The 24,923-nt window shown below is 57.1% G+C and carries 16 protein-coding genes; 14 read left to right on the top strand and 2 right to left on the bottom strand.

The window, feature by feature from the left end:
• Positions 1 to 99: 99 nt before the first annotated feature.
• Positions 100 to 1,506 carry a rhomboid family intramembrane serine protease gene (locus ACONT6_RS15850; protein ID WP_428819392.1) on the top strand — a complete coding sequence of 469 codons (1,407 nt, stop codon included), beginning with the start codon at positions 100 to 102 and terminating at the stop codon, positions 1,504 to 1,506.
• A gap of 70 nt (positions 1,507 to 1,576) precedes the next feature.
• Here ACONT6_RS15850 and ACONT6_RS15845 read toward each other — a convergent pair whose 3' ends face one another.
• Complete coding sequence (locus tag ACONT6_RS15845; RefSeq protein ID WP_428819391.1) at positions 1,577 to 3,007, bottom strand: tetratricopeptide repeat protein; 1,431 nt, start codon at positions 3,005 to 3,007, stop codon at positions 1,577 to 1,579.
• A gap of 144 nt (positions 3,008 to 3,151) precedes the next feature.
• Between ACONT6_RS15845 and pepB the strand changes: the two genes are divergently transcribed.
• Both pepB and ACONT6_RS15835 read left to right on the top strand, forming a co-directional pair.
• Positions 3,152 to 4,441: an aminopeptidase PepB gene (gene pepB / locus ACONT6_RS15840; protein ID WP_428819390.1), complete on the top strand. Its 1,290-nt coding sequence runs from the start codon at positions 3,152 to 3,154 to the stop codon at positions 4,439 to 4,441.
• Between the two features lie 195 nt (positions 4,442 to 4,636).
• Positions 4,637 to 4,834: an antitermination protein NusB gene (locus ACONT6_RS15835; protein WP_078082607.1), complete on the top strand. Its 198-nt coding sequence runs from the start codon at positions 4,637 to 4,639 to the stop codon at positions 4,832 to 4,834.
• A gap of 222 nt (positions 4,835 to 5,056) precedes the next feature.
• Here ACONT6_RS15835 and ACONT6_RS15830 read toward each other — a convergent pair whose 3' ends face one another.
• Positions 5,057 to 6,580, bottom strand: coding sequence for a UxaA family hydrolase (locus ACONT6_RS15830; RefSeq protein ID WP_428819389.1), 1,524 nt, complete (start codon positions 6,578 to 6,580; stop codon positions 5,057 to 5,059).
• Positions 6,581 to 6,990: 410 nt separating this feature from the next.
• Between ACONT6_RS15830 and ACONT6_RS15825 the strand changes: the two genes are divergently transcribed.
• The 11 genes from ACONT6_RS15825 (at position 6,991) to napA (ending at position 24,902) form a co-directional block, all read left to right on the top strand.
• Positions 6,991 to 7,728 carry a FadR/GntR family transcriptional regulator gene (locus ACONT6_RS15825; RefSeq protein WP_428819388.1) on the top strand — a complete coding sequence of 246 codons (738 nt, stop codon included), beginning with the start codon at positions 6,991 to 6,993 and terminating at the stop codon, positions 7,726 to 7,728.
• Positions 7,729 to 7,994: 266 nt separating this feature from the next.
• Positions 7,995 to 9,434, top strand: a complete 1,440-nt coding sequence (locus ACONT6_RS15820) for a glycoside hydrolase family 28 protein (protein ID WP_428819387.1) — start codon at positions 7,995 to 7,997, stop codon at positions 9,432 to 9,434.
• A 242-nt stretch (positions 9,435 to 9,676) separates the two neighbouring features.
• Entirely contained in the window at positions 9,677 to 12,319 is a 2,643-nt protein-coding gene (locus ACONT6_RS15815) for a TonB-dependent receptor (RefSeq protein ID WP_428819386.1), read from the top strand.
• A 167-nt stretch (positions 12,320 to 12,486) separates the two neighbouring features.
• Entirely contained in the window at positions 12,487 to 15,000 is a 2,514-nt protein-coding gene (locus ACONT6_RS15810) for a DUF4861 family protein (protein WP_428819385.1), read from the top strand.
• Positions 15,001 to 15,212: 212 nt separating this feature from the next.
• Positions 15,213 to 16,055: a 5-dehydro-4-deoxy-D-glucuronate isomerase gene (gene kduI / locus ACONT6_RS15805; protein ID WP_428819384.1), complete on the top strand. Its 843-nt coding sequence runs from the start codon at positions 15,213 to 15,215 to the stop codon at positions 16,053 to 16,055.
• Between the two features lie 114 nt (positions 16,056 to 16,169).
• Positions 16,170 to 16,961, top strand: coding sequence for a gluconate 5-dehydrogenase (locus tag ACONT6_RS15800; RefSeq protein WP_181255086.1), 792 nt, complete (start codon positions 16,170 to 16,172; stop codon positions 16,959 to 16,961).
• 138 nt (positions 16,962 to 17,099) lie between these two features.
• Complete coding sequence (locus ACONT6_RS15795) at positions 17,100 to 18,476, top strand: glycoside hydrolase family 28 protein (RefSeq protein WP_428819383.1); 1,377 nt, start codon at positions 17,100 to 17,102, stop codon at positions 18,474 to 18,476.
• 27 nt (positions 18,477 to 18,503) lie between these two features.
• On the top strand, positions 18,504 to 21,299 hold the full coding sequence (locus tag ACONT6_RS15790; RefSeq protein ID WP_428819382.1) for a TonB-dependent receptor: 2,796 nt from the start codon (positions 18,504 to 18,506) through the stop codon (positions 21,297 to 21,299).
• A 413-nt stretch (positions 21,300 to 21,712) separates the two neighbouring features.
• Entirely contained in the window at positions 21,713 to 21,886 is a 174-nt protein-coding gene (locus ACONT6_RS15785; RefSeq protein WP_428819381.1) for a periplasmic nitrate reductase, NapE protein, read from the top strand.
• 141 nt (positions 21,887 to 22,027) lie between these two features.
• Entirely contained in the window at positions 22,028 to 22,399 is a 372-nt protein-coding gene (locus ACONT6_RS15780) for a chaperone NapD (RefSeq protein ID WP_428819380.1), read from the top strand.
• Between the two features lies 1 nt (position 22,400).
• Positions 22,401 to 24,902 (top strand): nitrate reductase catalytic subunit NapA, encoded by a 2,502-nt coding sequence (gene napA, locus ACONT6_RS15775; protein ID WP_428819379.1) that lies wholly within the window; start codon positions 22,401 to 22,403, stop codon positions 24,900 to 24,902.
• The last annotated feature ends 21 nt before the right edge of the window (positions 24,903 to 24,923 follow it).

Raw genomic sequence — 24,923 nt, 5'->3', positions numbered from 1 at the left:
TGTATGGCCCGGCGGGGGGCTGTTCATAATCGCTAGCCCCTGTATTCTGGGGTGAATTAACCCTGAACCCTTATTGTCACTCGAGATGCAGGTCCGCCCTTGCTGATTATTCCCATCCAGAACAAGCCCGACTGGCGCCGTCCGCCGCTGGTGTGTTTTGCCCTGATTCTCGCCAACCTCCTGGTGTTCGTGCTCTACCAGAGTGGCGACGAGTCCCGCTGGCAGGCAGCGGAGGAATATTACTTCTCCAGTGATTTGCCGACCCTGGAAGAGCAGCGTTTCTATGAGTTTGTGGGAGCGGAAAAGCCCGAGTGGCGATCCCTGGCCCAGGGCGCCGGGGAAGAGTTCATTTACGAGCAGTTGCTGTGGAGCCGCGAGTTCCACCACTGGCTGGTGCCGCAGCTGGAGCGTGAAGGCAAACAGCAGTGGCTGCAGCAGCGCCAGCAGTTCGCGGAGATGCGAGATCGCCTGTCCAGCTTTGCCTACGGGCTGACGCCGGCAGAGCCGACCCTGAAAGGGGCGTTCGGGCATATGTTCCTGCACGGTGGATGGGAACACCTGCTGGGGAACATGATCTTTTTGCTGTTGTTTGGCCTGTCGGTGGAGCTGGCACTGGGCGCGGCGTGGTTTATCGGCCTTTACCTGCTGGGTGGACTGGCGGCGGCCGGACTGCATATGGGGGTGGAGGCGGGAAGCCTGATACCGGTCATCGGTGCCTCTGGCGCAGTATCCGCGGTAATGGGGATGTTCGTCGCGGTGTACGGCGTGCGCCGCCTGCGATTTTTTTACACCCTTGGTTTCGCCTTTGGAGAATTCACCGCGCCGGCGCTGCTGGTACTTCCGCTGTGGTTGGGCAAGGAGGTTTTCGGCTACTTCTTTGGCAACGACAACATTGCCTACTGGGCACACTTCGGCGGCCTGGTGGCGGGCTTTGTTTGCACCGTGGTTTTGATCCGGCTGCGTCCCAGCCGGGAAATCCATGTGGAAGAGGACCTGCCCCCCACACCGGAGCAGCTGGCCCTCGCGCGTATCGAATCCCTGCAGAACAGTGGCAAGTTGCTGGAAGCCAGCGAAGCTGCGGCCAGTGCCCAGCGGCAGCACCCGGAGTCGCTGCCGTTGATCCACAAGTCCATCGAACTCACCGCCCTGGCGCCGGAAAGCGAGGCGCACCACCGGGCCTGGCTGGCGCTGTTTGCACTGGCGCGCTTCCCGGCGCAGGCGTTCGAGCCTATCGCTTCCGGGGTTGAGGAGTATGTGCAGCGGGTAGGCGAGCCGCGCGCGCTAAATGTGCGGGTGTGCCTGCTGCTGGCGCAGCGGGCGGCACGGGAAAAGCAATGGGGGCTGGTGGAAAGCCTGTTGCAGCGTTTGCAGCAGAAAGACCAGCGCCACCCGTTGATGGCGCGCCTGGCCAATGGCCTGGTGGAGCACTACCGCCGCTGTGGCGACGAGGAGCGCGCGCGCAGGGCACTGGATTTTGCCCGGGCGTTGCAGCCGACTGCAATCTAGCTGGCTCTATTGGCCATGCGTGACGGCACCGGTACCGGATAGCGGTGCCTTCGCATGTGACAATAAAGCCCTAAGCCGGCTGCGTATCTTTTTCAGCTGCGAGAATCGTCTCCAGCTGTTTCACCTCGCCAAGTACCGCACTTTTCGGAAACTTGCTGCGCACAAACGCCAGTAGCTTGCGGCTGTTATCGGTGCGGTTGAAACCATCCATATAGATTTTTGCCAGCAGCAGGTAGGCGCTGTCGAGCCGCGTGTAGTGCGGGTCTTCCTTGTGCAGGTTGTTGATCAGTGCCAGCGCCGGTTTGAATTGGCGCTGTCGGTACAGCGCTTCGGCGATCTGGTGGCGCAGCAGTGACTTGTCTATCGTCGGTGCGCCGTGGCTGCGCGTCGTGGCCAGGTAAAGCTCTGCCGCCTTGTGAGCCTGGTTCAGTTTCACGAACCGCTCCAGCAGATGTGGTCCCAGCTCGCGCAGTGCTTTTTTGTCATCCGTTGCCAGCAGCAGGCGGTAATAGCGTTCATTCAGCGCGATATCATCCGGTTGCTGGCGCAGTACCGTAACCAGTGTTTTGCGCGCTTCCTCGTGGCGGCCCTCCCGCAACAGAATCCCCGCATCCGCCAGCGCCTTCAGGCGATCGAACTCCAGTGCCTCGAGAAACTCCTCGTCTTCCACCTGCGCCGCCACACCCAGCTTGCGCTGCCTGGTTAGGCAGATGTAGCCCATCATGGCGCTGGTGACGATGGAGAAATAGCTGGTGACGAACGCCACCAGAGGCAACAGCAGCCACACCGGAAGCTTGCCCACTACCGCGGGTAGCAGCAGAGCGGGCGCCGCCGAAACCGCACTGGTGGACAACCACAGCAGCCAGTAGGGCCAGCCGATAATCAGAGTGAAATGCAGCAGCTTGAGCGGGTTTACCGCGGCGCGCATGCTGTGCTCCAGTGCCAGTACGATCATCGCAGCCGGCGCCAGCAGCGACAGGGCAATGGAATACACCTGTACCGCGCCCTCGCCGAGCATCGCAAACAGCACCCCGGCGCCACCGGCCACCAGGATCATGCCGATCACCTTGGCGAATACCGCAGCGCTGCGGCCGTCCTGGGCATCGCCGAAACTGGGGGCCTGCAACTGGCCAGCGGCCAGTTTCTCGATCACCAGCAGGTTGTAGCGCATCACTACCGCGAGTGTGGCAACAAACACAAAGATCGAGAGGAATCCCAGGCCGGTCATGGCGAGGGCGGCCACGGCACAGATGGCGGAGATGGTTAGCGGGCCCGCGGAGAAGGCGTAGCGGAAGTAGAAAGGGGCCATCTGCCAGAAAGGCTTGGCTTTGTTGCTGGCGCCGACATTCTCAAGACGCTTGTTGCACAGTACGCATTTGGGGGTGGACTGGTAGTAATTATCCACCGCACCGGGCACGCAATCGCCGCAGTAATCCTTGCTGCAGCCGGTACATTGCCAGACGGCGGGCGCCGCGGAATGGTAGTGGCAGGCTGTTCCCATGGTAACTATCCCTGTTGTTCTTTTTAGCCCATGCAGTGTATCGGCAGATTCCCCGGCGGCGCAAACCACCACTTGCAGCCTGCTAGACTGACCCAATATTGTGTGTCAGACACTTCCTTTCCATCACAAAATCAAGGTGTACACATGACAACAGCGATGCAGGTACGGCTGGACAGCGCCGCGGCGGCGGATCACTGGGGTAAGAACGCTCTGCTGAGCTTCAGCGACAGCGAGGCCTGTATCCACGCCACCGAGGCCACCGGCGGTACTTTGGTCGCGGTACAGCGCGCCGCGCGCCGGCTGGACGGCATGGGCGTGACGGATGTTGCCCTGACCGGCGACAACTGGGACCTGGAAAGCCGCTGGAGCTTCTGGGCCGGCTATTACAACCCGAATCGCAAGAGCACCCTGGACTGGGGCGTTGCCGAGGGCGATGAGTTCAAGGAACTGGAGGCGCGCAAAGCGGCGAGCCTGTGGGTGCGGGAAATCACCAACGGCTCCCCGGAAAACGTCTATCCCCGCGCACTGGCGGAAAGCGCTGCAGATATGCTGCAACAGCTGGCCCCGGATGCGGTGAGCTACCGTATCGTCTCCGGCGATGAGCTCCTGGACGAGGGTTTTATGGGTATCCACAACGTAGGCCGTGGCAGCGTACGCGGCGGTGCTATGTTGCAGCTGGATTACAACCCCGCCGGGGATGATGCTGCGGCTGTGGATATCTGTCTGGTGGGCAAGGGGATCACATTTGATTCCGGTGGCTACAGCATCAAGCCGTCTGCCGGTATGGCACACATGAAGTCCGATATGGGCGGCGCGGCGATGGTTGCCGGTGGTCTGGCGCTGGCGATCGCGCGCGGTTTGAACAAACGTGTGAAGCTTTATCTGTGCTGCGCGGAAAACCTGATTTCCGGTCACGCGTTCAAGTTGGGTGATGTGATTACCTACAAAAATGGCGTGACGGCGGAAATCCTGAATACCGATGCAGAAGGCCGTCTGGTACTGGCGGACGGTCTGATCGCGGCGAGTGAGGAAAGCCCGCGCTATATCCTGGATGCTGCAACCTTGACTGGCGCCGCGAAAATGGCGGTTGGCCGGGATTACAATTCGGTGTTGAGCCTGGAAGACGAGATGGCCGATAAAGTGTTGAATGCAGCCAAGCAGGAAAACGAAAAAGCCTGGCGTCTGCCGCTGGAAAAATTCCACCTGGAGCAGATTCCTTCCGGCTTTGCGGAGATTGCCAATGTGGGTATGGATGGCACGCCCGGCGCTTCTACCGCGGCAGCCTTCCTGGCCAAGTTTGTGCGCGATGAAGGGCGCGGCTGGGTACACATGGACCTTTCCGGTTCTTACCTGCCTGCGCCAAATGATCAGTGGGCACAGGGAGCCAAAGGACACGGGTTCCGTACCATTGCTCGCTTCTTAATGGATAACTGATTTGGTTTCCGGGTAGCCGCTAAGTAGGTTTGCTGGCGGTGGAGCACCGGGGATCTGTTTTCAAAACCGCCATGAATACATCCCTGTAGGCTGCGTCGGCGACGTCCCTGTCGCCGACGCTTTTGAAAACAGATCCCCGGCACTCCACCTTCGATTCGGCCATTGGGATTTGATTGGATTAATTGGAAGGTGGTTATGGAAGAGTATCAAGTAATGATTCAGTCGCGGGAGTGGCTGGTCGGGTGGGGAACGCTTTCTCTGATTAACGCTGGCTTGGCTCAGGGTAAAAATCGTAGTGGACTCATCTGGTGGATTCTGAGCCTCATTTTCGGGCCCCTGGCGACACTGGTTCTCGTGCTGCTCAGCAAGGCACCAGCAAAACCTTACGACTGAACAACTTACGAAGTTCCGAATTTAAACGAGAAGGTAAGGTAGCGGGTATCTGTTTTCAAAAGCGTCGGCGACAGGGATGTATTCATGGCGGTTTTGAAAACAGATACCCGGTACCTTGCCGCCAAAGAGCTGCTTCAAAGCGCCTAGACCACCAAGGTCTTTCGAAACTCTAAAAGTAAAAAACCGGCACAAGGCCGGTTTTTTAGTGACAAAGATAACTGATCAAACAACTGCCCCAATATGCCAGGGTGCAAACTCGTTATCACCGTAATCGAGTTTTTCACTGGCACTCTGCTCGCCAGACGCAATCGCCAGAATGTGTTTGAAAATCATCTCGCCACATTCCGCAACGGTGTAACGCTTGTCCAGGATGCCGCCGCAGTCGATATCCATATCCTCGCGCATACGCTCGAACAGGTTGGAATTACTGGCCAGCTTGATGCTGGGTACCGGCTTGCCGCCGAACGCGGAACCGCGGCCGGTGGTGAAGCACACCACGTTCGCGCCACTGGCCACCTGGCCGGTCACAGATACCGGGTCGAATCCGGGGCTGTCCATAAACACCAGGCCCTTCTTGCGCACTTGCTCTGCGTACATGTAAACATCTTGCAGCGCGGTAGTGCCGCCCTTGGCCTGAGCACCCAGGGACTTTTCCGCAATCGTCGTCAGACCGCCAGCCTTGTTACCCGGAGACGGATTGTTGTTCAGCTCGACACCGTTCATCCGGGTGTAGTTTTCCCACCACTCGATACGGTCAACCAGCTTCTGTGCTACTTCCGGAGAAGCCGCGCGGCGGGTCAGCAGGTGTTCGGCACCATAAATTTCCGGGGTTTCGGAATAAATAACGGTACCGCCGTTGCGCACCAGGATATCCGCCGCCGCACCCAGGCCCGCATTCGCGGTAATACCGGAGTAGGCATCGCTACCGCCGCACTGTACCGCCAGCGTGAGTTCGGAAGCCGGAATCGGCTCGCGCTCACAAGCGTTGGCCGCGGGCAGCATTTCTGTCAGTCGCTCGATGCCGGACTCGATCGCAGCGCGGGTGCCGCCCTGCTGTTGAATGGTCATCACCTGGAAGCTACCGCTTTCCTGCAAACCGGTTTCGCGCATCAGACTGGTGATCTGCATGGCTTCACAGCCGAGGCCGATCAGCAGAACGCCGGCAAAATTCGGATGGGCAATATAGCCGTGCAGGGTACGCAACAGAGTCTGGTAGCCTTCACCGGACGTGGACATGCCACAGCCGCTGTCGTGGCCCAGTGCCACGATGCCGTCGATATTGGGGAAGTCGCGCAGTTTTCCGCTGTCGCGGAAATGGGAGGCGATGGCCCGGGAAACGGTAACCGAGCAATTAACGGTGGAGACCACGGCCAGATAGTTGCGGGTGCCGGCTTTGCCGCTCGGGCGGCGGTATCCCATAAAGGTGGCGCGGTCTTCCGGTGCCACCAGCTCGGTGGGAACATAATCCCGGCAGAAGTCGTGCTCCACGGTGTGGTTGCCCGCTTCCATATTGAATTCGTGGACGTGGGTGCCGGGAGCAATATCCTCCCGTGCAAAACCGATAACCTGTCCGTATTTGATGACCGCTTCACCGGCGCGGATTACGCGCACGCAGACCTTGTGCATCGCCGGGACATCTGTCACCAGCGGCATCATGCTGCCGCCCCAGTTAACCAGCGTACCGGCGGGTAGGGGCACCTTGCTCACGGCGACGTTATCGTCGGTATGTATATGAATGAGATCCATCTTGTCCTGACTCCGCTAATTTCGGACTCGCGGTCAGTTGTCGTTATGATTGGTTGCAATCTAACACTATATTGGTAAGGCCGCAATCGTAAGGTTAGTAGAATTTGGTAAGACTGTCGTGGCAAGTTCCGTGTTGTGGTGGTTAAACCCGTTCTGTTAGACTGCACGATCGGTTTTCGCATAGGAACTCTATATAGGAAGCGCGGTTTGGCGCTGATATATAGTCGGTACTGGTCAGCAGGATGTGGTCAGGTTGCGTGAACCCCTGAGGGTAGCGTGGGGCCGGATAGGAGCGGTGGTCCCGGTGGTCTGGTCCGAGTGAATGGCTCGGTTACATGGCCCCTGAGCGCGGAATGCGATAGCGAATTACAGAAGAACAGATGCTGTTACAAATGCAGGAGAGTACCTCAATGCAGGGTGCCAGACTTTATCAACAGGTAGCCGAAAAACTGGCTGCCGCCATTGCCGCCGGTGACTACCCGGCCGGTACTCGTTTGCCGGCAGAGCGCAAGCTCGCCGAGCGTTTCGAGGTAAGCCGTCCCACCGTACGTGAAGCCATTATCGCCCTCGAGTTGGCGGGATGTGTGGAAGTGAAGGGTGGTTCCGGCGTTTACGTGACCGACACCGAAGCCAGCGCCTTTTCTGCCGGTGAAAGTGATATCGGTGCGTTCGAGATTCTACAGGCGCGGATGATGTTTGAGGGCGAGGCGGCTGGCCTCGCTGCGCGCGAGATGAGTGACGCAGAGGTCGCGGAACTCGCGACTATCCTGGATGAAATGGTTGCGGAAAACGCGTCTGAGTCCTCTGCCGAAGTGGCGGACGAGAAATTCCACCTGCATATTGCCCGCTGCACGCACAACGACGCTGTGGTGTCTGTGTGTGAGCACCTGTGGAAGCTGCGCAACCACTCTTCTGTTTCCGCGCGTATCCTGGAGAAGGTGCGTCAGGCTGGTTCCAAGCCGCGTATCGAGGAGCACCGCCGTATTCTCGAGGCGATTCAGGCTCGCGACCCGGATGCCGCACGCAACGCCATGCGCGATCACCTGCAGCGTGTGGTACAGCAGTTGCTGGATGCCACCGAAGCCGAGGCCCTCGAGCAGGCCCGTCGCGAGATGAGCGCTGCCCGGCAGAGATTTGCCCTGCCCTGATCGAATTGATTGCTCTGCATTTCCTGAAGCCGGCCACTGCGCCGGCTTTTTTGTGTCTTCTTTTTGATCGCCATCAATCGAATCTTTAAGGCACCCGCGTACTATTTTCGCCGCCGGTGTGACCGGCTGGTTGTTGCCCTTCAAAAATTGGTATGACAGTATTGGCAAGATTTTTTTTGACTGGTCTTGCCGCAAGTGTGGGTGGGGCCATGGCGATGATTTCTGTCCCTATAAGCCAGTACAACAATAAGCCTTGGGAGGTATTTATGACTGGACTCAGCCGGCGAGTATTCCTGCAATCCATGGCGGCCGCAGCCGCGGTGCCAGCTTTCACCGGTTTGCTGCCCAATGCGGTAGCCATGAGCCGTCCGCCCAAAGCCCAGTACAACGGCCCCTGGGCACGGGTGCCCAAGATCCTTTCCGCGATCAAGCTGCCGGCTATTCCCGCACGCGACTTCAATCTGAAAGAGCTCGGCGCCAAGGGCGAGGGCGAGGATGCCAGCGAGTTCTTTGCCGCAGCCGTTGAGGCCAGTCGCAAGGCGGGCGGTGGACGTATTGTGGTGCCGGCAGGTAAATACCGCACCGGTCCCATCCACCTGGTTTCCAATACCGAGCTGCATGTGGAAGAGGGGGCGGAAATCCACTTTATCCCGGATCCAGAGCGCTACCTGCCCGCGGTCAAGACCCGCTGGGAAGGGATGGAAATGATGGGTTACTCGCCGCTGATCTATGCCCACAAGTGCGAAAACGTCGCCCTCACCGGTAACGGGCTGATTGATGGCGGTGCCGACTGCGACACCTGGTGGCCGTGGAAGGGCAAGAACGGCAAGTGCGATAACAGTTCCAACGAAGGGGATACCCAGCATCCGGCCCGCGCCAAGTTAATGGAAGAGATGGAGGCCGGGGTTCCCGTAGCCGACCGTCACTATGCCGAGGGCTCCTTCCTGCGTCCGCCGCTGGTGCAGTTTTATGAATGTAACAATGTGCTGATTGAAGGGGTCACCCTGGAGAACTCCCCGTTCTGGGTGATTCATCCGGTGCTGTGTGAAGGTTTGACTGTGCGCGGAGTGACGACAAGAAGCCATGGTCCCAATTCCGATGGCTGTGACCCCGAATCCTGCAAGAACGTGCTGATCGAAGACTGCCTGTTCGATAACGGCGACGACTGCATCGCCATCAAGTCCGGCCGCAATGCCGACGGTCGCCGGGTCAATGTGCCCACCGAAAACGTGATCGTTCGGAACTGCCAGATGCGCGATGGTCACGGTGGCCTGGTGCTCGGCAGTGAGATTTCCGGTGGTGTGCACAACGTGTTCCTGGAGGACTGTGTGATGAGCAGTCCGCATCTCGAACGCGGCCTGCGTATCAAGACCAATGCCATGCGCGGCGGCAATATCCACGATATCTACGTGCGCAATCTCACCATCGGCCAGGTGAAAGACGTCATCGTGATCAACTTCTACTACGAGGAGGGCGACAAGGGTGACTTCGATCCGAATGTGTACAACATCCAGGTCGAAAACCTGATCTGCAAAGAGGCCAACCGCGCCTTCCATATCCGCGGATTCGAGCGGGCCCCCATCCGTGGTCTGCAGATTTCCGACAGCCGCATTGACCAGGCTGCCTCGCTTGGTGTGATCGAAGAGGTGACTGGTCTGACCGTGTCCAATGTCTCTATCAATGGCGAGGCCTTCAAACCGAGCTGATCAGGTGGGGCTGAAAAGCCCCCGTTAAGACGGCCAGCGTCCGCTGAAGCGCGCTGGCTCTGCGCCGATTGGCGCGCTATTCTACAAATCGACGAAAAATAAGCCGGAATAATCGCGGAATTGGTCTGCCAAAAGTTGCCAGTTGGTAATCCGTGTGCGAATATCGGCATGCTTTGATAATAAGCGGTAATACCAAAAAAGGTTTTACCAAATATAAAAGACGATAAGCGGAGATGAGAGTCATGAAGACCTTCGAGCTGAAACCACTCACTCTTGCGATGGCCATTGTTGCGGTACCGGCCTTTGCGCAAGAAGCAAATACCTCTGGCGATGCTTCATTAGAAGAAATCACCGTAACTGGCAGCTATCGCGCCAGTTTGGCAAAAGCGCTGGATCAGAAGCGCGATGCCGTCGGTAGTAAAGACACCATTCTGGCGGAAGACATTGCGGACTTCCCCGATCTCAACCTGGCCGAATCCCTGCAGCGTATTCCCGGTGTAGCCATCACGCGCGATGCCGGTGAAGGTCGTAACATCGCGGTGCGCGGTCTGGGTTCCCAGTTTACCCGTGTACGCATCAATGGCCTGGAAGCCATCTCCACTACCGGTGGCGCTGACTCTTCCGGTGGTGCCAACCGCGATCGTACCTTTGACTTCAACACCTTTGCCTCTGAGTTGTTCTCCAACCTGACCGTGCACAAGACCATGGCTGCGGACCTGGACGAAGGCTCACTGGGTGCCACTGTAGACCTGGGCACCGGCAGACCGCTGGATATGGCTGACGATTTCACTTTCGCCGCCAATATGCAGTACGGCTATAACAGCCAATCCCAAGAAGCGAACCCGCGCACCTCTTTCCTGGTAGGTGGCAAGAACGAAGCCGAAACCTTCGGCTGGATGGCTTCTTACTCCTACTCCGACCGCAATATCCTCGAACAGGGCTTCTCCACTGTGCGCTGGACTGCCAGTGAAGAAATTGCCAACTGCTCTGCTTGTGCGGACGACAGTGAACTGGCTGCGCTGAACGAAGGTTTCTTCCCGCGTATTCCGCGTTATGGCAAATTCACCCACGAGCAGGAGCGTCAGGGCTTTACCGGTACCCTGCAATTCCGTCCGACCGACAGCACCGAAATTCTGGTGGACTACCTGACTTCCAGATTCGACGCTACTCGTGAAGAAGAGTTTGTTTCCGTCAGCCTGAAAGACGGTAAGAACTACCCTGAATACGACGTTACCGACTACACCATGGACAGCAACGGCACCATCACGTCCATGACCGTCGATAACTACGACCTGCGTGTAGAGCATCGTTTCGATGAGCTGGAAACTGCATTTGACCAAGTTTCCATTCGCGCATCGCATGACTTTACCGATCGTCTGCGCGGTGACGTGCTGTGGGGCACTTCCGAGTCCAACTACAGCAACCCGATGCAAACCACTGCTATCGTCGACGCGATCAACGTACAGAACAGCTTCACCTACAACGCAACAACTTCTGGTGGCAGCATCGACTTCGCTGATTTCGATACTTCCAACCCGGCGAACTTTGAGTTTGTAGAGCTGCGTCACCGTCCGAACACTGTTGACAACAGCTTTGACACCGCCGCCTTTAACCTCGAATTTGATCTGACCGACACCATGAGCCTGAAAGGTGGTCTGTCACAGAAGAGCTTCGAGTTTGACGTTGCCGAAATGCGTGCGGGTCCGAAATTCAGCGGTATCTCTGCCACCGAGCTGGAAGGCAGTGTTACCAGCATGAACGGCGTTCGCTGGTTCTCCCCGGATGTGGACTCTACTCTGGCCGCCTATGCGGACGAAGTTGCTGCTGGTATGGCACCGCGTGCTCAAGATATCCGCAACGTGAAAGAAGACAGCCTCGGCTACTACGTGCAGCTGGACTGGAACTCTGAAGTTGCCGGTCTGCCAATGCGCGGTAACGTGGGTGTGCGCCAGGTAACCACCGAAGTGGAATCTGCAGGTCTCGCAGATATCGGCGGTAACCTCGTTGGCGTAACTGCCGAGAACGAGTACGACGATACCCTGCCGTCTCTGAACCTGGCACTGGACGTCCACGAAGACATGGTTGTGCGTTTCTCTGTGGCCGACGTTATGGCGCGCCCATCACTGGGTACCCTGACTCCGGGCGGCAAGATTGACCAGTACAACGGCAGCATCAGCTACGGTAACCCGAAACTGGATCCGTTCCGCGCTCGCGCCTATGACTTGTCCTACGAGTGGTACTTCTCTGACGAAGCTGTATTTGCAGCAGCCTACTTCTACAAGGATATCGATTCCTTCATTACCCGCCAGACCGATTCCGGCATCAGCTGGGCAGAAACTGGCCTGGATGCCTCTGCACTGGCTAATGAGGGTACCTATGATGAAACCAGCATCTGGGACGTTTCCCGCAACGTTAACGGCGAAGGCGGTGAGCTGAGCGGTATCGAGCTGCAGTACCAGCAGATGTTCTTCGACAACTACGGCCTCATCCTGAACTACACCTACGTAGATTCCGAGATGAACTACGGCACCAAAGAAGATCCGATGTACGACGTGCTGACCGGTATGTCCAAAAATACCTACAACGCGACCGTCTACTACGAAAACGAAGACTGGAGTGCACGCGTTTCCTACGCCAAGCGTAGCGACTACCTGACTCAGTCTCCGGCTGCTGTACGTAACGGTAACGACACCGAGTACACCGAAGGCACCGGCAACGTGGACTTCGTAGCCAGCTACAACCTGAACGACAACTGGAAACTGAGCTTCGAAGGTATCAACCTCACCAACGAAGCGAACCGTCAGATGATCGATAGCTCTGGTCGTATCGTGGTTGACCACACTACTGGTCGTCAGTACTACGTAGGTGCTCAGTACAAGTTCTAATCTCACAGGATGATTAAGAGCTGAAGTAAGCGGCCGGGTGCAGGGATCTGCCGGTGGAAACACCGGCACAAGGATTCGAATTCGCACCCGGCCGTTTTTCGATTTATCGGCAGTCGAAATTTGATTGCCAGAAAAACAGAATAAAACCCGACTTCGTGGAGACATCTGTGAAACTGTTTGACCAGTCCAAAAGCAAACTGGGCCTGAATGCCATCGCATTTGCGTTGACCGCGGCAACCCTGACCGCGTGCGGTGAAAAATCTGCTCAGTCCCCGGAAGAAACGGCCGCACCCGCGGCAGAAGCGGAAAAGCCCAGCGCCATCGCAACCCTCGAGCTTTCCAACCCCTCGGCCTTCCCGCGCCTGGACGAAGCGGTTTACCTCAGCTACTACGAACTCGGACTGAAAGCCGGTTTTGCTTCACCCATCGCGGTGTGGAACCAGGCCGAACAGATTCCCGTGCAGGCCATCGACAAAGACGCCGATGGCAGCAAAGACGGCATCATCTTCACCGTTGATGTAGCCGTCGATGAAACCCTCAAGCTGCGCATCGCCGAAGCAGATGCGCCGGCAGATTCCGTGGCCAAGCGCACTCAGGCGGAAATCTCCCACAAAGTGGGCGGTGAGTGGAAGGAGCGCGAATATCTCGGCGGCAGCTTCCAGAACGTCAGTACCCTGGAAGTCCCCAAAGAACACACCGACCACTCCTGGTATATCCGCTATGAAGGCCCAGGTATTGAATCCGATCTGGTCGGCTACCGTGTGTATCTGGACTGGCGCAACGGCTTCGATATTTTCGGCAAGTCGACCCAGGAGCCCGTATTGCAGGGTGTGGGCCAGGATGGTTTTGACTCCTACCACGAGCCCGCCGACTGGGGCATGGATATCCTGAAAGTAGGCAGTGCCGTCGGTGTTGGCGGTTACGGTTACTGGGATGGGGAAAAAGTCATTCGCGTGAGTGACGTGCAGGACTGGCGCGCGGAAATCACCGAAAACGGCGACCTGTATTCCGCGTTCAAGATCGACTACCTCGGCTGGAAGCCGGTTGACGGTGTCGAGACTGACCTGAGCGCGCAGCTTTCCATGCACGCGGGCAGCCGCCTGGTGGAAGTGAATGCGAAAACCAGCGCAGAGCTGGACAACCTGATTGCCGGTATCGTGAATCACAAGGGTACCGAGCTGATTGTTGGTGACATGGATATTACCGGCCACGCGTACACCTATATTGGTACCTACGGCCCGCAGAGCCTCGATGGTGCCAACCTGGGTATGGCGGTACTGGCAAAGCGCAAGGCGATCAAGGAAACCACCAGCGACGAGCACAACCAGGTGGCCATTCTGAAGCCGGCCGACAAAGAAGTTCAGTACTATTTTGTTGCCGCCTGGGCCAATGAAGTCGAGAGCCGCCACGGCCCGATTACGACCAAGGCCGAATTCGAAACCTACCTCGAGCAGGAAGCAGAAAAGCTCACCATGCCCCTGCGTCAGCGCCTGACTACCGCAGCGAGCGAAGCAGAAACGGATAAACCTTTATCTGCTGATGTGGCGCTGGACTGGAGCAAGCGCCTGGCGGATTCCGAGCTGGAACGCAAAACCCTGGATTACCGCTTTGGCGGTTACGACCATATCCGCAAGCGTCCATCCTACTTCGAGTACACCACCGGCATGGTCATGCAGGCCTACGATGAGCTGAACCAGGTGGCTCCGAATGCGCGCTACGCCGACGCGGTGCAGACTGTGATGGGTTCCTTCGTCAATGAAGATGGCTCCATCAATGGTTACGTACAGGACAAATACAATATCGACAGCATTCGCGCCGGCACCATGCTGCTGCGTATGTACGAGCGCAACAACGACGAAAGCTACAAGAAAGCGGTCGATACCCTGTTCGAACAGCTGGAGCATCATCCCCGCACTTCTGCGGGTGCCTTCTGGCACAAGAAGCGCTACCCCTACCAGGTATGGCTCGACGGCGTTTACATGGGGATACCGTTCCTCGCCCACTACGAACAGCTGATGCACGAGCAGCCGAATGTCGACGAAGTTCTGGCTGAGTTCAAACTGGTCAACGAAGTACTGAAAGATCCGGAGACCGGCTTGTTCTACCACGCCTGGGATGAAAAGCGTCAGCAGGTCTGGGCCGATAAGGAAAGCGGTCTATCCGGTTACCACTGGGCGCGCGGTATGGGCTGGTTGGCCATGGCGCTGGTGGATGTACTGGACTTTATTCCAGAAGAAAACGCTGAACAGCGTCAGTACCTGCTGGACATGATTGCCGAGATCGCACCGGTAATCGAAAAGTACCAGGATCCGGAAACCGGTACCTGGTGGCAGATTATCGACAAGCCGGGTGAGCGCGGTAACTACCGCGAGTCCACTGCCAGCACCATGTTCACCTACTTCTATGCCAAGGCGCTGAACCAGGGATACCTGCCCAAGGACAAGTACCTCGGTACCGCCAAAAAAGCCTACCAGGGCCTGCTGGATGAGTTTGTTCAGGTACACGCCGACGGCACCATCAGCATCACCGATATGTGTCAGGTGGCTGGCCTTGGCTTTGGCCGCGACGGTAGCTACGAGTACTACATGAGCGAGCCGATCTACGACGACGACCCCAAAGGTACTGCGCCGTTTATTACTTCCGGCGTTGAGATGTACAAGCTGTTGAAGTCCGAATCTTAAAATTTACCTGAAGGTTCGCGGTGCCGTTTACTGGTGCTGTGGCGGTTCTGCTGACCGGCGCCCTTGCGCGAGACACGCCGTAAACCCATCCATGGGGGCTTGTCGAAAAGGTCCCTCTTTTCGACAGTCTCGCTCAAGGGCGCCGGCCACCAGAACCTTCGCATAGCAGTGCAGTGGGCACCTGCGACCTAGATGTACAACAGGGGAAAAATATGACCACCAATTTCGAAGAGCGTTACGCCAGTCACCCGAGTGACTATGTCAACTACGATACCGACCGCCTGCGTGAAGAGTTCCTCGTACCGAAGCTTTTCGAAGCGGATACGGTGCGCCTCACCTACACCCATGTAGATCGCATGATCGTGGGTGGCATCATGCCGGTGGAAGAAACCGTGCAGTTGGAAACCGTGGAGGCCCTGCGCTCCGAGTATTTTCTTGAGCGCCGCGAGTTGGGACTCATCAATATCGGTGGTTCCGGAACCGTGGAGGTGGATGGCAAGGTGCACGAAATCGGCCACAAGGAAGCCCTCTATGTGGGACGCGGTTCCGTGGTGGTGAAACTGACTAGTGCGGACAAATCCAACCCCGCCAAGTTCTACTTAAACTCCGCGCCGGCGCACTGTGCCTATCCAACGGTAAAAGTAAGCAAGGCCGATGCCAATGTAATGGAGCGTGGCGCCAGTGAAACCTGCAACCAGCGAGTGATCAACCAGCTTTTGGTGAACGGCGTCATCCAGACCTGCCAATTGCAGATGGGCATGACCGAGCTGGCGCCAGGCAGCGTTTGGAATACCATGCCGGCACATACCCACAGCCGCCGCATGGAAGCCTACATGTATTTCAATGTGCCGGAGGGGCAAGCGGTGTGTCATTTCATGGGCCCGCCACAGCATACCCGGACACTGTGGATGCACAACGAGCAGGCGGTGATCTCGCCCACCTGGTCTCTGCACTCCGGTGTGGGTACCGCCAATTACACCTTTATCTGGGGAATGGCGGGAGAAAACCTGGATTACGACGATATGGATTTTGTGCAGCCCAACGAGTTGCGCTGATCCTAGTTGCTAAAAATTTCCATGTAGGAGCCTGCCTCGCAGGCGAACATATGAAGCTCGCAGCAAGCCAGGTTCGCTTGCAGGGCAAGCTCCTACAGAATTCGGAGAACGAATATGTCCAAATCACTGTTTGACTTAACTGGAAAGCTCGCCCTGGTAACCGGCGCCACCCACGGCCTGGGTATGGCCATGGCGCAGGGTCTCGGCGACGCGGGTGCAAAACTGGTTATCACCGGTCACTCCTCTCAGGAAAAGCTGGATAACGCCGTTTCCGAACTGCGTGAAAAAGGCTACGACGCCCACGGCTATCTGTTCAATGTCACCAACGAAGACGAAGTGAACGAAATGGTGCCGGTGATCGAACAGGAGCAGGGACCTATCGATGTACTGGTCAATAACGCCGGTATCATCCGCCGTGTGCCGCTGCTGGAAATGGAACTGTCCGAGTGGAACAAGGTGCTGGAAACCAACCTCACCGGGGTAATGGTGATGAGCCGCCCGGTGGTCCGGCGCATGATCGAGCGCGGTGCCGGCAAGATCATCAACATCTGCTCCATGATGAGTGAGCTGGGTCGCGACAGTGTGTCTGCCTACGCAGCATCCAAGGGCGGCCTGAAGATGCTGACCCAGAATATGGCGACCGAATGGGCGCGTCACAATATCCAGGTCAACGGGATTGGCCCGGGCTACTTCGCCACCAGCCAGACTGCGCCGATCCGTGTGGACGGTCACCCGTTTAACGATTTCATTATCGGCCGCACCCCGGCTGGTCGCTGGGGTAACCCGGAAGACCTGCAAGGTGCAGCGGTATTCCTGTCCAGTGATGCGAGTAATTTCGTCAATGGTCAGGTTGTTTACGTGGATGGCGGTATTCTCGCTACGATCGGTAAGCCTTCGAACGAGTAAATAGTTCTTTATATCCGCTGAGGTTCTGGCGGATTGCTAACACTGTAGTTGCTTCCCTCTCAGGATGTTGAGTGAGAGGGCCGGGAGGTCAACGCCTCCCGGATTAATAAATTTATAAGATTTCCTCCGGGAGCAACAATGACCGCGATGATGTCTCGTCTCCGCCCTGTGCGGGGCCTGCTTGTGTGTGCGCTGATTTTCTTCGGAGCGCCGTCAACCTATGCAAAATCTGATTCTGACTGGAGCCTCGCGGAAGAAATTGTAGCGGGTATCCAGCTTCCCTCTATTCCCGATCGGGAACTGTCAATTCTTGAATTTGGCGCAACACCTGACACCGATGTACGGCCTGCAATTGCCAAGGCGATTGCCGCTGCGGCGCAGCTTGGTGGTGGCCGTATTGTGATTCCACGCGGTGAGTGGGTGAGCCACGGGCCAGTGATCTTGCGCAGTAAAATCGAGTTGCATCTGGCCAAAGGCGCGGTGCTGAAGTTTTCTCCGGACCCGGACGACTACCTGCCCGTAGTCAAAAGCCGCTGGGAAGGTACCGAGCTTTATACCTATTCTCCCCTGATATACGCAGCCGGCGTCGAAGATGTGGCGATTACCGGCACCGGTACCATTGATGGTAATGCCGGAAGTACTTTCAAACAGTGGCACCCAAAACAGAATGTCGATATGCAGCGCCTGCGCAAGATGGGGGCTGGCGGAGTTCCTGTTGAGGAGCGAATCTTCGGAGAAGGTACCTTCCTCCGTCCCCCGCTGGTTCAGTTTTTCGGTGCCAAACGTGTTTTGCTCGAGGATTTCACCGCACTCAATTCCCCATTCTGGGTGAATCACCTTGTCTACACCGACCACGCAACAGTGCGCGGCATTCGTGTAGAGAGCCATTTTTTCAATAACGACGGTATCGATATTGAATCGAGCAGCAATGTACTGGTGGAAAAGAGCTGGTTTCGTACCGGAGATGATTCCGTGGTTGTGAAGTCCGGGCGGGACCTGGATGGCCGGACAATCGGGATCCCTAGCCGCCGGATTGTTGTCCGTCACAATGATATGGGTGGCGAAGACGGCATTGCTCTTGGAAGTGAGATGTCCGGTGGTATTAGCGATGTGTTCTTTACCGATAACGTGTTGCGCAAGGGCGTATCCGCATTCCGCTTCAAGGCGAATCTTGACCGGGGTGGCCTGGTTGAAAATATCCACCTGCGCAATCTGCAGGTGGAATCTTTCGAGAACCTGTTCTGGTTTCAACTGAATTATCCGGGAGAACTGGGTGGCTTTTTTCCATCCATTTACCGGGAGATCGTATTTGAAAATATTCAGGTCAAGGAAGTAGGGACTTTCCTGGAAGTACACGCACCTGACGCCGCTCCGCTGAAAGATGTCGTATTCAGGGGGATCAATGTCGAGCAGGTGAAAACCCCGTTGGTGATCGAGAACGCGGTCAATCTTGAATTTGATGAGGTAAAACTAGGAGATCAGCGAATAGACGGCGTCTTGAGCTGGAGAAAATAAACGAAGAGAGAGTAAGGAGCGTTAGTAATGAGCAACTACACAATAAAACCGCTTGTACTGGCAATGGCGATTGCCTCCCCTGCGTTTGCGCAGGAAGAGGCCGAGTCGCAGGAGCAGCAAGGGCCACAGGGTGAAGCGCTGGAGGAGATCTCGGTTACCGGTTTCCGCCAGTCCCTGGAGCGCGCGCTGGATACCAAGCGCGATAGTGCGAACAATACCGACAGCATTATCGCGGAAGATATGGGCAAGATGCCCGACCTGAACCTGGCGGAATCCCTGCAGCGGGTTCCCGGTGTAGCGATTTCCCGCGAAGGCGGTGAAGGTCGCAACATTACCGTGCGCGGTCTTGGCCCGGGCTTTTCACGGACCACACTGAACGGTATGGAAGTGCCTTCCAGTACCGGTGGTCTCGATTCTTCCGGTGGCGTCAACCGCGGCCGTGATTTTGACTTCAACGTCTTTGCTTCCGAACTGTTCAACCAGATCACCATTCACAAGACACCGATCGCGTCTGTAGAAGAAGGCGGTCTTGCATCGACCGTAGAACTGTCTACAGCGCGCCCGTTCGACAATCCCGGGCAGCAGGTGGCGTTCAGCGGTCAACTGATGGCAGACAGCTTTGCCGGGGAAAACAACCCCCGTATGACCGGTCTGTACAGCAATACCTTTATGGACGACAAGCTGGGTGTGCTGGTCAGCGCCGCCTATTCCGAACGCACCGTGCGTCAGGAAGGTTTCGGTACCGTACGCTGGACCAGCCCCGTGGCCAATGGCCGCAGCTGGGCCAATGGTGACTCTGACGTGGTCATCAACGGCACACCGAATCCCGGCGCCAATAATCCGGGCGAAGCGGTTCCTGCGGACAGCGCTCTCGATTATATGTGGACGCCGCGCCTGCCGCGTATGGATTCCTTTAACCGCGAGCAGGAGCGCCTGGGTCTGACCAGCTCCGTGCAGTTCCGCCCAACCGATGATATGGAGTTCTCGCTGGATGTACTGACCTCCAACCTGCAGGCGGACGTAACGTCATACAACTATTTTGCGCAATTCCGCAACACCTACGATCAGATTGTGCCGACTAACGTTACTCTGGATCCGTCCGGTCGTTATATCGTTGCGGGCGAATTTGACAACGTTACCCCGCGCTCCGAGAGCCGTGGTCAGTTCAGCGAAACCGATTTCCGTCAGGTCGTGCTGTCCGGTAAGTTCGATCTCGCCGACAACATGGTGCTCGATGTGATGTACGGCAACGCCGTATCTGAACACACTGAAGATCAGCTGCGTTTCAACCAGACCGCCAGTGAGGGGCACAGCTTTTCCTATTCATTCCTAAATGATAGTGAAATCGCCGAGATGAGTTACGGCTTCGATGTGCTCGATCCGTCCAACTACGTGTGGAGCGGGCCGACCCTGCGCCGCGATATTGTTGAGCGCAACAACGACACTTTCCGTGCGGATTTCACCATTGAGGGTGAGAGCTCGAACGTTAAGACTGGTCTGATCTGGAACAGTCGCGAGGTGCAATCACAGCGCTGGAATCCTGTGGGTGTTAATGACCTGAATGGGCAGGTTGTGTCCGCAGATCTGTCCACTACCCTCGGCAGCGTGGTGGACGGCTTTGGCGATGGTATCGATGCACCGGCCGGCTTTCCGAGAAACTGGCTGGTTGCCGACTACGATTCGGCTGCAGCTGCCTGGGGTGCCGGTCAGTGGGAGCTGGATCAGGATGATTCCAGCACCTACGACATCGAAGAGGAATCTTTCGGTGGTTATGCTGAAGCCAACGTGTACACCCAGCTGCTGGGTCTGCCGTTTACCGTCAACACCGGCGTCCGCATAGTAGATACCACAGTGACCTCGCGCGGCGTTTCCAGTGATGGCGAGGGCGGCTTTGCGGCTACCGAACGCGAAGGCAGCTACACCGAGATTCTGCCCTCCGCCAACTTTGTGTGGGAGCTTCAGGAAGACCTGCTGCTGCGTCTCGGCGTTGCACGCAATATGTCCCGTCCAGGGCTCGGCAGCCTCGCCGGTACCGTTAACGTAACCCCGATTAACGGTAACGTCAGTATTGGCAACCCCGGTCTGGAACCTGTTCGCGCGAACTCAGCAGACCTGGGGCTGGAATGGTACTTCGCGGAAGAAGCGGTGCTGGCACTGACTGTTTTCCACAAGCAGATCGACGGCTTCACTACCGGCGAAACTCTGGAAAACCAGTACCTGCCTGCGGATATTCGCGCGGTCGTCGCCGCTCGCCCGGAGTATGATCCCAATAGCCCGCTGTACGAGCCCAATGCCCTGCAGCCGGATGACAACGGCTGGAATATCTCGACTTCCGTTAACGGAGAGGGTGCAGACCTGAACGGTTACGAGGTTTCCTATCAGCAGCCATTGCGCTTCCTGCCGGGCTGGGCAAGCAACTTCGGTGTGCTGGCCAACTTCACACACGTGCAGTCCCGTGCTGACTTCGGCAACGGTATTCGCGGCTCTCTGGAAGGACTTTCCGAGAACAGCTACAACGCCGGGCTTTACTACGAGACCGATATGTTTGGCGGTCGTGTGATGGTCAACGGTCGCGACGATTACGTTACCGATCAGACCGGCTCTAACGGTAATGCTTCTCACGGCACAACCGGCCCGACCCGTGTGGATATGTCCGCGTTCTACAACGTAACGGACTACGCGACGATTACGCTGGAGGCGATCAACCTCACAAACGAAACCGAGCGCCTGTATACCACCGGGCCCCTGGGTAACCTGGATCTGGTGCGTGAATACAACAGTACCGGTCGTGAAGTATTGCTGGGTCTGCGGGTGAATTTCTGAGCCCGTACTGAACCGGCCTGGCGGTCTCGGGAACTGTCACAACCCGCGGCCGCCTGAATCAACATCGAGTAGTCCCCCGACCGAAAGTTCCGGGGGCGATGTTTTGCTGTAATCAGTGGTAATTCTCATTTCCTTTATTGGCCGGGCATATGCCCGGCTTTTTTATTGGCGTGTTTTGCCAACAGCTCCTCTCCTACCCGTGAATTACTGACGTGAGAAGGTCTGCCGGCCCCAAATTTTCTTGCTGGATCTACACACCTTTCTAGACTGAAGACATGTGGTCTGAATTGGCGTCGCACTATACCTGTCGCAATTTATCGTCCCGATCATCCCGGAGCGGGATATTCGGCATAAGGCGTCCTGGCCTAATTTCTTCCGGTAATAAACTCCGACATTCACGAGGGGTGAATCCGTTGACTGAAGAACAACTACCGTCGACCCGCGAGCAGCGCCGCAGGGAAGGTCGCCTGGTGCTTTTTATCCTCGTATTTCTGTTCCCGATCCTGGCGGTGGCAATTGTCGGTGGTTACGGGTTTTTCGTGTGGATACTGCAAATGATCTTTGGTCCGCCTGGACCACCTACCTGATGAGTCCGTTTGTGCCCGCCTGTGGCGGGAGTCTTCGTGTCAGGCCCTCTATCTGGTTCACAAGATAAATGGACCCGACGAAAAATTTGCGCTGTGTAGATCAAGCCAAGCCGAGCAGGCTCCAATGAGAGCGAACCGAATATGAGAGAGCATCACTACCGAGACCGCGACTACAACGACCCGGCAGCCGGGGACGGCGGCACCCTGCACATTGCCAGTCTGCTGGTGCATGTGCGCCCGGAGCGTATTCCCATGGTTTCGGCCTGGGTAGATTCCTGTCCCGAACTGGAAATTCATCTCGGCAGTGAGGAAGGCAAGCTGGTGATGGTACTGGAGACTTCCGATCACCACTTTATCAACACGATGATCGAGACCATCAAGGACCAGCAGGGTGTGCTTAACGTTGCCATGGTCTACCACGAGGAGCTGAAGCTGTCCGAAGTGGACCACGTGTTGGAAGAGCAGGCAGCTGACGCGGACGCGCAGCCGGTAAAAATTGAGGGAGAACTGTGACATGGCGATCACCCGACGTGACTTTACCAAGGCGAGTGCGGTGGTTGCCGCGGCAGCGGCTGCCGGACTGGCGGTACCCGCCAAAACCCAGAATCTGGTAAGCAAGGGCGACGCCAACGAGCTTAAGTGGAACAAGGCCGCCTGCCGTTTCTGCGGCACCGGCTGCAGTGTCATGGTGGGCACCAAGGACAACCGTGTGGTGGCCACCCACGGCGATATCAAGGCCGAGGTGAACCGCGGTCTAAACTGCGTTAAAGGCTACTTCCTGTCGAAAATCATGTATGGCAGCGATCGGCTGAAAAAGCCCTTGTTGCGCATGAAAAATGGCAAGTACGACAAGAGCGGAGATTTTGCCGAGGTGTCCTGGGATCAGGCGTTCGACATCATGGCCCGGAAATACAAGGAGGCGATCAAGAATCACGGTCCTGAATCCGTGGGCATGTTCGGCTCCGGGCAGTGGACCGTGTGGGAAGGTTACGCGGCCAGCAAGTTGATGAAAGCGGGGTTCCGCTCCAACAATATCGATCCGAACGCGCGCCACTGTATGGCATCTGCAGTAATGGGCTTTATGCGCACCTTCGGCATCGATGAGCCCATGGGTTGCTACGATGATTTTGAAGCCGCTGATGCATTCGTGCTCTGGGGCTCTAACATGGCGGAGATGCACCCGATCCTGTGGTCGCGGGTCACCGACCGCCGCCTTTCCCACCCCGGCTGCAAAGTTGCAGTGCTATCCACCTACGAACACCGCAGCTTCGAGCTGGCGGATATTCCGATGGTGATGACACCGCACAGCGATTTGCTGATTCTGAATTTTATTGCCAATTACATTATTCAGAACAACAAGGTAAATAAAGACTTTGTCAAAAAGCACACCCGCTTTGTGCGTGGGCAAACCAATATCGGTTACGGCCTTAGGGATGAAGACCCGCGCGAGCAGAAGGCCGCTGGTCGCGACAAGGCGAATACCTGGGAAGATATGAGCTTCAAGGAGTTTGCAGAATTTCTCAAGCCGTACACCCTCGATCGCGCAGCCAAAGAAAGTGGCGTGCCCAAAGAGCGGCTGACCGCGCTTGCGGAACTGTACGCCGACCCGAAAATCAGGGTGATGTCCCTGTGGACCATGGGGTTCAACCAGCACACCCGCGGGGTGTGGGCGAACAATATGGCTTACAACATTCACCTGCTGACCGGAAAAATTTCCAGCCCCGGTAACAGTCCCTTCTCGCTGACCGGACAGCCTTCAGCCTGTGGTACCGCGCGTGAAGTAGGAACCTTTTCCCACCGTCTGCCCGCAGACCTGCTGGTGGCTAACCCGAAACATCGCGCCACGGCAGAAAAGATCTGGCGGCTACCGGAGGGCACCATACCGCCGAAGCCTGGCTTCCACGCCGTTGCCCAGAGTCGCGCGCTGAAAGACGGCAAGCTCAGGGTCTACTGGACCCAGGCTTCGAACAACGCCCAGGCCGGGCCTAACCTGATGCAGGAATTACTGCCGGGATGGCGCAACCCGGATACGTTTGTGGTTGTTTCCGATGTATACCCAACCACTTCTGCCCAGGCCGCGGACCTGATTCTGCCCACGGCCATGTGGGTGGAAAAAGAAGGGGCGTACGGCAATGCCGAGCGCCGCACCCAGTTCTGGCACCAGCAGGTGAAAGCGCCTGGAGAAAGCAAGTCCGACCTGTGGCAGCTGGTGGAATTCTCCAAGCGTTTTAAAACCGACGAGGTATGGCCGGAGGAGCTGAGCAAAATCCGCGGCTACAAGGGCAAGACCCTGTACGAAGTCCTGTTTGCCAACGGGCACGCCAATCGCTTCCCGAATTCCGATCGGGATAAAGAATATGCCAACGATGAATCCGATGCGTTTGGTTTCTATATCCAGAAGGGATTGTTTGAAGAGTACGCAGAGTTCGGCCGCGGTCACGGCCATGATCTGGCTCCCTTTGATGTGTATCACAAGGTGCGCGGCCTGCGCTGGCCAGTGGTAAACGGCAAGGAGACCCGCTGGCGTTTCCGCGAAGGCTACGATCCCTACGTCAAGAAGGGCGCCGGGGTGCAGTTCTATGGCAACGACGACGGCCGTGCACGTATTTTCGCGCTGCCTTACGAGCCGCCGGCGGAGTCGCCGGATAAAGAATACCCCTTCTGGCTGTGTACCGGTCGCGTGCTGGAACACTGGCATACGGGATCCATGACCCAGCGTGTTCCCGAGTTGTTCAGTGCAGTGCCCTATGCGTTGGTGTACATGCATCCGGATGATGCACAGGCGCAGGGCTTCCGTCGTGGTAGCGAGGTAAAGGTCATCAGCCGCCGCGGCGAGATGATTGCGCGGGTTGAGACACGCGGACGCGCGAAGACCCCCAAAGGGCTGGTGTATGTGCCCTTCTTCGACGCCCAGCGGCTGATCAACAAGGTCACACTCGATGCCACCGATCCCATTTCCAAGCAGACCGACTTCAAGAAGTGCGCGGTGAAGCTGGAACTGGTTTCACTGGCCTGACAGGGCGCAAACCCGGTAGCG

Origin of the sequence: Microbulbifer sp. MCCC 1A16149 (genome assembly GCF_050368945.1) — a bacterium.
Taxonomy (GTDB): domain Bacteria; phylum Pseudomonadota; class Gammaproteobacteria; order Pseudomonadales; family Cellvibrionaceae; genus Microbulbifer.
The sequence above is the reverse complement of the archived record's forward strand: the minus strand, read 5'-3'. Positions and strand labels throughout refer to the sequence as shown.

Bases quoted from the DNA above. Each gene is read 5' to 3' on its own strand.
- ACONT6_RS15845 (WP_428819391.1), bottom strand. From the start codon at position 3,007: ATGGGAACAGCCTGCCACTACCATTCCGCGGCGCCCGCCGTCTGGCAA.
- pepB (WP_428819390.1), top strand. From the start codon at position 3,152: ATGACAACAGCGATGCAGGTACGGCTGGACAGCGCCGCGGCGGCGGAT.
- ACONT6_RS15835 (WP_078082607.1), top strand. From the start codon at position 4,637: ATGGAAGAGTATCAAGTAATGATTCAGTCGCGGGAGTGGCTGGTCGGG.
- ACONT6_RS15830 (WP_428819389.1), bottom strand. From the start codon at position 6,580: ATGGATCTCATTCATATACATACCGACGATAACGTCGCCGTGAGCAAG.
- ACONT6_RS15825 (WP_428819388.1), top strand. From the start codon at position 6,991: ATGCAGGGTGCCAGACTTTATCAACAGGTAGCCGAAAAACTGGCTGCC.
- ACONT6_RS15820 (WP_428819387.1), top strand. From the start codon at position 7,995: ATGACTGGACTCAGCCGGCGAGTATTCCTGCAATCCATGGCGGCCGCA.
- ACONT6_RS15815 (WP_428819386.1), top strand. From the start codon at position 9,677: ATGAAGACCTTCGAGCTGAAACCACTCACTCTTGCGATGGCCATTGTT.
- kduI (WP_428819384.1), top strand. From the start codon at position 15,213: ATGACCACCAATTTCGAAGAGCGTTACGCCAGTCACCCGAGTGACTAT.
- ACONT6_RS15800 (WP_181255086.1), top strand. From the start codon at position 16,170: ATGTCCAAATCACTGTTTGACTTAACTGGAAAGCTCGCCCTGGTAACC.
- ACONT6_RS15795 (WP_428819383.1), top strand. From the start codon at position 17,100: ATGACCGCGATGATGTCTCGTCTCCGCCCTGTGCGGGGCCTGCTTGTG.
- ACONT6_RS15790 (WP_428819382.1), top strand. From the start codon at position 18,504: ATGAGCAACTACACAATAAAACCGCTTGTACTGGCAATGGCGATTGCC.
- ACONT6_RS15780 (WP_428819380.1), top strand. From the start codon at position 22,028: ATGAGAGAGCATCACTACCGAGACCGCGACTACAACGACCCGGCAGCC.
- napA (WP_428819379.1), top strand. From the start codon at position 22,401: ATGGCGATCACCCGACGTGACTTTACCAAGGCGAGTGCGGTGGTTGCC.